The 10,559-nt window shown below is 71.4% G+C and carries 7 protein-coding genes; 2 read left to right on the top strand and 5 right to left on the bottom strand.

Annotated elements, in window-relative coordinates; translation table 11 throughout:
• Positions 1-144 precede the first annotated feature (144 nt).
• The 5 genes from ilvC to ACX6XY_RS07880 all read right to left on the bottom strand — a co-directional run bounded on the left by ilvC (position 145) and on the right by ACX6XY_RS07880 (position 8,119).
• On the bottom strand, positions 145-1,146 hold the full coding sequence (gene ilvC / locus ACX6XY_RS07900) for a ketol-acid reductoisomerase (protein WP_460327831.1): 1,002 nt from the start codon (positions 1,144-1,146) through the stop codon (positions 145-147).
• Between the two features lie 131 nt (positions 1,147-1,277).
• Entirely contained in the window at positions 1,278-1,802 is a 525-nt protein-coding gene (ilvN, locus tag ACX6XY_RS07895) for an acetolactate synthase small subunit (RefSeq protein ID WP_460327830.1), read from the bottom strand.
• A gap of 26 nt (positions 1,803-1,828) precedes the next feature.
• Positions 1,829-3,724, bottom strand: coding sequence for an acetolactate synthase large subunit (locus tag ACX6XY_RS07890; protein WP_460327829.1), 1,896 nt, complete (start codon positions 3,722-3,724; stop codon positions 1,829-1,831).
• A 207-nt stretch (positions 3,725-3,931) separates the two neighbouring features.
• Complete coding sequence (locus tag ACX6XY_RS07885) at positions 3,932-7,000, bottom strand: putative bifunctional diguanylate cyclase/phosphodiesterase (protein WP_460327828.1); 3,069 nt, start codon at positions 6,998-7,000, stop codon at positions 3,932-3,934.
• A 180-nt stretch (positions 7,001-7,180) separates the two neighbouring features.
• Positions 7,181-8,119, bottom strand: a complete 939-nt coding sequence (locus tag ACX6XY_RS07880; protein ID WP_460327827.1) for a 2-hydroxyacid dehydrogenase — start codon at positions 8,117-8,119, stop codon at positions 7,181-7,183.
• A gap of 116 nt (positions 8,120-8,235) precedes the next feature.
• Here ACX6XY_RS07880 and ACX6XY_RS07875 point away from each other — a divergent pair, with 116 nt between their 5' ends.
• Both ACX6XY_RS07875 and ACX6XY_RS07870 read left to right on the top strand, forming a co-directional pair.
• Positions 8,236-9,234 carry an aldo/keto reductase gene (locus tag ACX6XY_RS07875; RefSeq protein WP_460327826.1) on the top strand — a complete coding sequence of 333 codons (999 nt, stop codon included), beginning with the start codon at positions 8,236-8,238 and terminating at the stop codon, positions 9,232-9,234.
• 138 nt (positions 9,235-9,372) lie between these two features.
• Positions 9,373-10,557, top strand: coding sequence for a PQQ-dependent sugar dehydrogenase (locus ACX6XY_RS07870; RefSeq protein WP_460327825.1), 1,185 nt, complete (start codon positions 9,373-9,375; stop codon positions 10,555-10,557).
• The last annotated feature ends 2 nt before the right edge of the window (positions 10,558-10,559 follow it).

Here is a 10,559-nt window from a genome sequence, read left to right as displayed (position 1 = left end):
GTGCGGCGTGTTTCCCGCCTTGTGGGATGTATCCCCCATCGTTTTTGCGCGCGGGGGCGGGGGGGGGGGGTGGGGGGGGGGGGGGGGGCCGGGGGGGGGGGGGGGGGGCCGGACCGACGGTCCGGCCCCGCGTCGGCGTCAGGCTCAGGCCTCGTCGTTGTTGACCCAGCTCATGAGCTTGCGCAGCTCCTTGCCGGTGGTCTCCAGGAGGTGGTTCTCGTCCTGCTTCTTGTACTCGTTGTACTTGGGCAGGCCGTTGTGGTACTCGGCCATCCAGTTCTTGGCGAAGGTGCCGTCCTGGATCTCGGCGAGGACCTTCTTCATCTCGGCCTTGGTGGCGTCGGTGATGATCCGCGGGCCGGTGACGTAGTCGCCCCACTCGGCGGTCTCGGAGACCGACCAGCGCATCTTCTCCAGGCCGCCCTCGTACATGAGGTCCACGATGAGCTTCAGCTCGTGCAGGCACTCGAAGTACGCGATCTCCGGCTGGTATCCGGCCTCGGTGAGGGTCTCGAAGCCCGCCTTGACCAGCGCGGCCGTACCGCCGCAGAGGACGGCCTGCTCGCCGAACAGGTCGGTCTCGGTCTCCTCGGTGAAGGTGGTCTTGATGACGCCGGCGCGGGTGCCGCCGATCGCCTTGGCGTACGACAGGGCCAGCGCGAAGCCGTTGCCCGTGGCGTCCTGCTCGACGGCCGCGATGCACGGAACGCCGCGGCCTTCCTCGTACTGGCGGCGGACCAGGTGGCCGGGGCCCTTGGGGGCGACCATGGCGACGTCGACGCCGGCCGGGGGCTTGATGAAGCCGAAGCGGATGTTCAGGCCGTGGCCGAAGAAGAGGGCGTCGCCGTCCTTCAGGTTCGGGGCGATGGTCTCCTCGTACACCTGGGCCTGGATCGGGTCCGGGACCAGGACCATGATGACGTCGGCCTCGGCGGACGCCTCGGCGGGGGTGACCACGCGCAGGCCCTGCTCCTCGGCCTTGGCCCGCGACTTGGAGCCCTCGTGCAGACCGACGCGGACGTCGACGCCCGAGTCACGCAGGGACAGCGCGTGGGCGTGGCCCTGGCTGCCGTAACCGATGACCGCGACCTTGCGGCCCTGGATGATGGACAGGTCTGCGTCGTCGTCGTAGAACAGCTCGGCCACTTGAGGTCTCTCCTTGGTGATGGCGGCATCGGATGCCGGGTTGCCCACACAGTACGTGGGGGCGGGGGGTGCGGTGACGGTCAGTCTCGGGATGTGGGCCGCGGGTGCGGACACGCACCCGCGGCTCGGGGTCAGGCCGAGCGGTCCAGGGCGCGCAGGCTGCGGTCCGTGATGGAGCGCGCGCCGCGGCCGATGGCGATCGTGCCGGACTGGACGAGTTCCTTGATGCCGAAGGGTTCCAGCATCTTGAGCATGGCCTCCAGCTTGTCGCTCGATCCGGTGGCCTCGATCGTGACCGCCTCGGGCGAGACGTCCACGGTCTTGGCGCGGAAGAGCTGGACGATCTCGATGATCTGGGAGCGGGTCTCGTTGTCGGCGCGGACCTTCACCAGAACGAGTTCACGCGCGACGGCCGCGCTCTCTTCGAGTTCGACGATCTTCAGGACGTTGACGAGTTTGTTGAGCTGCTTGGTGACCTGCTCCAGCGGCAGGTCCTCGACCTGCACCACGATGGTGATGCGGGAGATGTCGGGGTGCTCGGTGACGCCGACGGCGAGCGAGTCGATGTTGAAGCCGCGGCGCGAGAACAGGGCGGCGATCCGGGCCAGGATGCCTGGTGTGTTCTCGACCAGGACGGAGAGTGTGTGCTTGGACATGGGCGGGAAGCTCTCTCTCGGCTCTCTCAGTCGTCTTCGTTGTCGCCGAAGTCGGGGCGGACGCCGCGGGCGGCCATGACCTCGTCGTTGGAGGTGCCTGCGGCGACCATCGGCCACACCTGGGCGTCCTCGTGGACGATGAAGTCGACCACGACGGGCCGGTCGTTGATCTCGTTGGCCTTGGCGATCACCGCGTCCAGTTCGGCGGGGTCCTCGCAGCGCATCGCGACGCAGCCCATGGCCTCGGACAGCTTCACGAAGTCGGGGACGCGGGTGCCCTTGCGGGCGGCCTCGCTGGCGCCGACCTGGCAGCCGGGGTCACCGTGGCCGGTGTCCTCGGCGTGCAGCACGGTGTTGGAGTAGCGCCCGTCGTAGAACAGGTTCTGCCACTGGCGGACCATGCCGAGCGCGCCGTTGTTGATGATCGCGACCTTGATCGGGATGTTGTTGAGCGCGCAGGTGACCAGTTCCTGGTTGGTCATCTGGAAGCAGCCGTCGCCGTCGATCGCCCAGACCGGGGCGTCGGGCTTGCCCGCCTTGGCGCCCATCGCGGCCGGGACGGCGTAGCCCATCGTTCCGGCCCCTCCGGAGTTGAGCCAGGTCGCGGGCTTCTCGTAGTCGATGAAGTGGGCGGCCCACATCTGGTGCTGGCCGACGCCCGCGGCGAAGATCGTGCCTTCGGGGGCGAGCTCGCCGATGCGCTCGATGACCTGCTGCGGGGCCAGGCTGCCGTCGTCGGGCAGGTCGTAGCTGACCGGGTAGGTCTCGCGCCAGCGGTTGAGGACCTTCCACCAGGCCGCGTATCCGTCGGCCGCGGCCTCGCCGACGGCGCCTTCGCCGTGCTCGGCCTGGATGGCCTGCACCAGGTCGGCGATGACCTCGCGGGCGTCGCCGACGATCGGGACGTCGACCGCGCGGTTCTTGCCGATCTCGGCCGGGTCGATGTCGGCGTGGATGACCTTGGCGTGCGGGGCGAAGCTGTCCAGCTTGCCGGTGACGCGGTCGTCGAAGCGGGTGCCGAGCGCGATCAGCAGGTCCGCCTTCTGCAGCGCGGTGACGGCGGTGACGGCGCCGTGCATGCCGGGCATTCCGACGTGCAGCTCGTGGCTGTCGGGGAACGCGCCGAGCGCCATCAGGGTGGTGGTGACGGGTGCGCGGGTGAGTTCGGCGAGCACCTTCAGCTCGGCGGTCGCACCGGCCTTGAGCACACCGCCGCCGACGTACAGGACGGGGCGCTTGGCCTGGCCGATCAGCTTGGCGGCCTCGCGGATCTGCTTGGCGTGCGGCTTGGTGACCGGGCGGTAGCCGGGCAGGTCCTGGGCGGGCGGCCAGCTGAAGGTGGTGGGGGCCTGCAGGGCGTCCTTGGCGATGTCGACCAGGACCGGGCCTGGACGTCCGGTCGAGGCGATGTGGAAGGCCTCGGCGATGGTGCGCGGGATGTCCTCGGCCTTGGTGACCAGGAAGTTGTGCTTGGTGATCGGCATGGTGATGCCGCAGATGTCCGCCTCCTGGAAGGCGTCCGTGCCGATCGCCCTGGACGCGACCTGGCCGGTGATCGCGACCAGCGGCACGGAGTCCATGTGCGCGTCGGCGATCGGGGTGACCAGGTTGGTCGCGCCGGGACCGCTGGTCGCCATGCAGACGCCGACCTTGCCGGTGGCCTGGGCGTAGCCGGTGGCGGCGTGGCCCGCGCCCTGTTCGTGGCGGACCAGGACGTGCCGGACCTTGCTGGAGTCCATCAGCGGGTCGTACGCGGGCATGATGGCGCCGCCGGGGATGCCGAATACCGTCTCGGCGCCGACTTCCTCGAGAGAACGAATGAGGGACTGCGCGCCCGTGAGGTGCTCGACGGGGGCGGACTGCTGTCCTGAGGAACGGGGCCGCGGCTGCGGGTGGTGGGCCCCGGTGGCCTGCTCGGTCATCGGTTTCTCTTCTCGAAGCTAAGGGTGATTTGCGAGGGTATGTGCAGTGCCAGTGCAACAAAAAACCCCCCGTGCCCGGAGGCAAGCGAGGGGAGCGCGTCGGTGCGTTCGCCGAGTGTTCACCACTCGGCTTCAGCCGACGCGCTTTCCAAGTACGAGAATTCGGGTGCGCATGGCACTGACCCTCTCTCCGCGGTTGTGGGACTGTCAAGTGGGTGGGACAGCCGTCTCATTATGTGAGCGATTCCGTGTGCCGTCGATGACCTTGAGCGAGCCGCTGACGGGGCTGTTGAGAACGCCGCTGACCTGGCCGTTCGTGCCGTTGACCGGGGTGGTGACGGGGGTGCCGCCGGTGGGTCCGCCCACGCGTACCGGTTCGGCCGGGCCGTGCGGCAGGGGGTAGTGGCCGCCGGTCAGCGCGCGGCGCAGCCGGTGCTCGTCGAGCGGCCCGGAGAAGGCCAGGCCCTGGCCCTGCGAGCAGCCCATGGCGCGCAGGGCCAGGGCCTGCTCGGGCAGGTCGACGCCGTCCGCGACGGAGCGCAGCCCCAGGTCGGCGGCGATCCGCAGCAGCCCGCTGGTGATCTTGTGCAGCCGGGGCGACTCGACCACGCCCTCGACCAGGGAGCGGTCCAGTTTGAGTACGTCGACGGGCAGGCGGCGCAGCGCGGTGATCGCCGCGTGGCCGCCGCCGAAGCCGTCCAGGGCGATCCGCACGCCCAGGCGGCGCAGGGCGGTCAGGCGGCGCTCCAGGTCGTCCAGGGACACGCGGGGGTCACTGTCGGACAGTTCGATCACCAGGGCGCCGGACGGCAGCCCGTGCCGGGTGAGCAGCGCCTCGATGGATCCGGGCATGGAGCGGTCCAGGAGGCGATGTGCGCTCATCCGGACCGCGACCGGGACGGCGAGGCCGCCGCGGGCGCGTTCGGCGGCCTGCTGGACGGCCTCGTCGAGCGTCCAGCGGCCGAGCTCCGGGGAGCGCTCGGCGGGCTCGGATTCCGCGACGCGCAGGAACTCGGCGGGCGTGAACAGCACGCCCTGGGCCGAGCGCCAGCGGGCCTGGGCGCAGACCGCGGTGATCCGGCCGGTGTCCAGACAGACCACGGGCTGGTGCAGCAGGGCGAACTCGCCGTCGTGCAGCGCGGAGCGCAGCCGGGTCGCCAGTTCGGACTTGCGCACCACTTCGGCCTGCATCTGGGGGGCGTAGAGCACGACACGGCCCTTGCCCGCGGCCTTGGCGCGGTACATCGCGAGGTCGGCGTTACGCAGCAGTTCGCCCGCGGTGACGCCGGGTTCGGCGAAGGCGACGCCGATGGAGGCGGCCACCCGTACGTCGCTGCCGTCGATGACGTACGGCTCGGAGAGCGCGAGCCGCAGCCGGTCGGCGAGCTCGTGGATGTGGAACTCGCGCGCGGTGCGGTCGCGGGTGCCGTCGCCGAGGATGAGCGCGGCGAACTCGTCCCCGCCGAGCCGGGCCGCGGTGTCCCCGGAGCGTACGGATTCGGCCAGTCTGCGCGCGGCCTGCACCAGGAGTTCGTCGCCCGCCTGGTGGCCGATGGTGTCGTTGACGGCCTTGAAGCCGTCCAGGTCGATGAACAGCACGGCGGTGCCCCGGTCGCTGTTGCGGCGGCCGCCGAGCGCCTGGGCGACGCGCTTGGTGAACAGCGCGCGGTTGGGCAGGTCGGTGAGCGGGTCGTGTTCGGCGTTGTGCTGCAACTGGGCTTGCAGCCGGACGCGTTCGGTGACGTCCCGACTGTTGAAGATCAGGCCGCCCTGGTGGCGGTTGACGGTCGACTCGACGTTGAGCCAGTCGCCCGAGCCGGACTTGAAGCGGCATTCGATGCGGGTCGTGGGCTCGTCCAGCGGGCAGGCGGCGAGGAATCTGCGGATCTCGTGGACCACCCGGCCGAGGTCCTCCGGGTGGATGAGCAGGGCCAGTTCGGTGCCGACCAGCGCGTCCGCGTCCCGCCCCCAGACTCCGGCGGCGGCCGGGCTGACGTAGCGCAGGATGCCGCTCGGCGCGGCGATCATGATGACGTCGCTGGAGCCCTGGACCAGGGAGCGGAAGTGGTTCTCCTGCTGGGCCAGTTCCTGGGTGAGCGAGATGTTGTCCAGCAGCATGATGGCCTGGCGGACGACCAGCGCGAGCACCACCGTGCAGGCCGTGACGAGGACGACCCGGTCCACCTGGCGGCCGTTGAGCAGGTTGTTCAGGATGCCCAAGGTGCAGACCGCGGCGGCCAGATACGGCGTGAGCGCGGCCAGGGACCCGCCGATCGGGCGGGTGGCCTGGGCGCCGCGCCGTACCGCGCCGGGCCGCTGCTCGTCGCTCCATTCGGCGTCGCCCGGCACATACGCGGTGTCGCGCGCGTACGCGTACCCGGCGCTGCCCGGCCGTGGGGTGACCCAGGGGGCGTACGCCAGGAGCAGGGAGCCCGCGAACCAGCCCGCGTCCAGGATCTCGCCCGAGCGGTAGGTGTCCCGCAGCAGCGGCGAGGTGAACAGGGTGTCGCACAGGACGGTCAGCGCGAGTGCGGCGATCACGGTGTTGATCGCCGAGCGGTTCGCGGACGTACGCCGGAAGTGCAGCACCAGCACCATGCTGACCAGCACGATGTCCAGCAGCGGATAGGCCAGTGAGAGCGCGGCGTGCGTCACGCTGCGGTCGTCGAACTCGGCGGCGTGCGCGAGCGCCAGGCTCCAGGACAGAGTCAGCAGCGAGCCGCCGATCAGCCAGGAGTCCAGCGCCAGGCAGACCCACCCGGCGCGGGTGACCGGCCGCTTGGCCAGCACCAGCAGGCCGACGATGGCGGGCGGCGCGAAGCACAGGAAGAAGAGGTCGGCCAGGCTGGGCGACGGCACCTGGGTGCGCAGCACGACCTCGTACCAGCCCCAGACGCCGTTCCCGATGGCCGCCATCCCCGAGGAGAGCGCGAACAGCAGCCAGGCGGGTCGAAAGCGGCTCCGCCGGGTGCGGGCGTAGAGGAAGCAGGAGACGGCGGCCGTGGCGGCGGCGAAGCTCAGCCCGAAGTCCCCCATGACGAGGGCGAGTCGGTCGGAGCCCCAGCCGAGGGCGGAGCCCGTGGCATAGCCCGCGCACACCACCGCGAGCGCCAGTTGGGGCACCATGCCCGCCGTCCGGCCGCTCCCCGGATCGGCGCCGACGGTCGGCCACGCACCGGGCGTACTCACCGGGCCGCCTTCTCGCACCGGTGCCGGCTCGTCAGGGCGCGCGAGGGTCGTCGACGGCGTCCCCGCCGTGTCGGATGGTTCGTCCATAGGCCGTGCATCGCCCGTCGCCCCCCTCGCTTTCCGATATCGCCCCGGCGCCGAACTCCGCGCGGCGCTGCCCCAATCGGGACGATACACCAGTCTCGTCACTCAGGGACATAGTCCCTATACAGTCAGTGACGGATGCTAGAGGCGGGAACTGGGGGCGAGGGCACGCGCGTCCGGCCGCTATCCGACGGTGAGGACGACGTTCTCGAGCGGCTCCCCGGCGACGTACCGCGCCACCTGCCGCGCGAGCAGCCGCTTGGCGCGCGGCAGGAAGGCGGAGGAGCTGCCGCCCACATGCGGGCTGATGAGAAGGTTCGGAGCATGCCACAGGGGGTGTCCCGCGGGCAGCGGTTCCGGGTCGGTGACGTCGACCGCGGCCCTGATGCGCCCGGTCTCCAGCTCGGCGATGAGGGCCTTGGTGTCCACGACGGGGCCGCGGGCGACGTTCACCAGCAGCGCGCCGTCCTTCATCCGGACCAGGAAGGCCGCGTTCGCCAGGCCTCTGGTGGCGTCGGTGAGCGGCGTGGAGAGGATCACGACGTCGGCTTCGGGCAGCAGCGCGGGCAGTTCGGAGAGCGGGTGTACGGGGCCGCGCTCCGTGGCGCGTGCGGAGCGCGCGACGCGCGCCACCCGCGCGCATTCAAAGGGAGCGAGCCGGTCTTCGACGGCGGCGCCGATGGACCCATAGCCGACGATCAGTACGGACTTGTCGGCGAGCGCCGGGTAGAAGCCCGAGCGCCACTCCTCGCGCTGCTGCCCGCGGACGAATCCGGGGATGTCGCGCAGTGAGGCGAGGATCAGGGCGAGCGTGAGCTCGGCGGTGGACGCCTCGTGCACCCCCTTGGCGTTGCACAGCCGTACGCCGGGGCGCAGCAGTCCGAGTCCGGGCTGTATGTGGTCGATGCCCGCGGTGAGGGTCTGGACGACGTCGAGCGAGGTCATCGCCGCCAGCGGGCGGATGGAGACCTCGGCGGACTTCATATAGGGAACGGCGTAGAAGCCGCAGTCGGCCGGGTCCGCGGGAAAGTCCTGGTCGCCGTCCCAGTGTCGGTAGGCGGGCCCCTGGGGGAGTCCGGGCACGTCGTCGGCGGGCAGCGGGAGCCAGATCTCGTGGGTCATGTGCGAGAGGTTAGTTTGGGGGGCCTGGCCCCGTCGTCGGGCGAGAGCACGACGACAGGGCCTGAGTCTGGCGGGTGGCGGGTGGCGGGTGGCGGGTGACGGGAGGGCGCGGGCAGGTGGAGGGCAGGACGATCGGCGCGGGGGCGCTCGATGTGGGCGCGATCGGGCTCGGGTGCATGCCGATGAGCTGGGGGTACACCGGATCGCGGCAGCGCGGGGACGAGTCGCTGCGCACCGTGCACGCCGCGCTCGACGCGGGCGTGAACCTGCTCGACACCGCGGACATGTACGGGCCGTTCACCAACGAGCTGCTGATCGGCCGGGTGCTCCGGCAGCGGCGCGCGGACGCCTTCGTGTCGACCAAGGTCGGGTTGCTCGTGGGTGAGCAGCACCTCGTGGCCAACGGCCGCCCCGGATATGTGAAGCGGGCCTGTGACGCCTCGCTCCGGCGGCTGCAGACGGAGGTGATCGACCTGTACCAGCTGCACCGGGCCGACCCCGAGGTGCCCGTCGAGGAGACCTGGGGCGCGATGGCGGAGCTGGTGACGGCGGGCAAGGTGCGCGCGCTCGGGCTGTGCGCGGTGGGGGCGCGCGCGGGCCGCGGAGCGGGGGCGGCACTGCATGACGGAACGATCCGGCAGCTGGAGCGGGTGCAGCAGGTCTTCCCGGTGAGCGCGGTCGAGGCGGAGCTTTCGGTGTGGTCGCCTCAGGCGCTGGACGCGCTGCTGCCGTGGTGTCAGGCGCGCGGTGTCGGCCTGCTGGCGGCCATGCCGCTGGGCAACGGGTTTCTGACCGGGACGCTGACTCCGGGGCAGGGCTTCGAGCCCGATGACCTACGGGCCAGGCATCCGCGGTTCACCTCCGAGATGATGGCGGCGAACCAGCCGTTGGCGGCGGGGCTGCGGCGGATCGCCGAGCGGCACGGTCCCGAGGTGACTCCGGCGCAGGTGGCGCTCGCCTGGGTGCTGACGCGGGGGCGGCAGGTGGTGCCGGTGCCGGGGGCCAAGCGGGAACGGTGGGCCGTGGAGAACGCGCGTGCCGCGTCGCTGGAGCTGACGGCCGAGGATCTGACGGAGATCGCGGAACTCCCCCCGGCGCAGGGGTCGTGGGACTGACGTCGCGGGACTGACCGGGCCGTTCCCCGGCCGGGGAACCTTCGCGGCGGCCACGACGTAGAAAGAGAGAGAACGCAGGACGCGATGGGGTAGAAGAGGGTCACTGGGAGAACAGCCACCGCCGAAGGGATCGCCATCGTGCGACGCACCGCTGTGACAGCCGTGGGAGCCGCCGTCGCGCTGCTGCTCGCGGTGGGCTGCTCGTCGGGCTCGGGCGGCGACGGGGGGCCGGTCCTCCCAGACAGGGACGGGAGCGCGACGCCGACCGGCCCGTCGGCCACGGACGGCTCGACCGCGCAGGCGCCGCCCGCCAAGGGGTCGGCGAAGGTCGTGGACACCGTCGCCGAGGACCTGGAATCGCCCTGGGGACTCGCCCCGCTGCCCGGCGGCGACCTGCTCGTGTCCTCGCGGGACGAGGGGACCGTCACCCGGATCGACGCGGACAGCGGCGAGAAGACCCTGCTCGGCTCGGTGTCCGGCGTCGCCCCCGGCGGCGAGGGCGGTCTGATGGGCCTGGCGCTCTCGCCGTCGTACGCCTCCGACCGCATGGTGTACGCGTACTTCACGACCGCGTCGGACAACCGCATCGCCCGCATGCGGTACGACGAGAAGAAACCCGTCGGCAGACAGCTGGGCGAGCCCTCCACGGTCCTGCGGGGCATCCCCAAGGGCGTCGTGCACAACGGCGGGCGGATCGCCTTCGGCCCGGACAAGATGCTGTACGCCGGGACGGGTGAGACCGGCGACCCGGACCTGGCGCAGGACAAGGAATCGCTGGGCGGCAAGATCCTGCGGATGACCCCGGACGGTCAGCCCGCCGAGGGGAACCCGAACGCCGAGTCGGTGGTGTATTCGTACGGCCACCGCAATGTGCAGGGCCTGGCCTGGGACGGGGACGGGCGGCTGTGGGCGGCCGAGTTCGGCCAGAACACCTGGGACGAGCTGAACCTGATCGAGGCGGGCGGGAACTACGGCTGGCCCGAGGTCGAGGGCGGGGCCGCGGACGGCGGCGGGAGCGGCGGGGCGGAGTTCACCGATCCCGTGGTGCAGTGGCCGACGTCGGAGGCCTCGCCGAGCGGGATCGCCTGGGCCGAGGGTTCGGTCTGGATGGCGGGGCTGCGCGGGGCGCGACTCTGGCGCATCCCGCTGAACGGCGCCGACCCGGTGGCGAAGCCGGAGGCTTTCCTGGAGGGCGAGTACGGCAGGCTGCGCACGGTGGTGTCGGCGGGCGGCGGCGCGCTCTGGCTGGTCACCAACGAGACGGACTCACGGGGCACGCCGGAGGCGGGCGACGACCGGATTCTGCGACTGGAGGTCGAGTAGCG

Source organism: Streptomyces sp. O3 (genome assembly GCF_054788135.1).
This window is presented reverse-complemented; position numbering and strand designations above follow the sequence as displayed.

Excerpts from the sequence above, each read along its gene's own strand:
- ilvN (WP_460327830.1), bottom strand. The coding sequence starts at position 1,802 with ATGTCCAAGCACACACTCTCCGTCCTGGTCGAGAACACACCAGGCATC.
- ACX6XY_RS07890 (WP_460327829.1), bottom strand. The coding sequence starts at position 3,724 with ATGACCGAGCAGGCCACCGGGGCCCACCACCCGCAGCCGCGGCCCCGT.
- ACX6XY_RS07885 (WP_460327828.1), bottom strand. The coding sequence starts at position 7,000 with ATGGACGAACCATCCGACACGGCGGGGACGCCGTCGACGACCCTCGCG.
- ACX6XY_RS07880 (WP_460327827.1), bottom strand. The coding sequence starts at position 8,119 with ATGACCCACGAGATCTGGCTCCCGCTGCCCGCCGACGACGTGCCCGGA.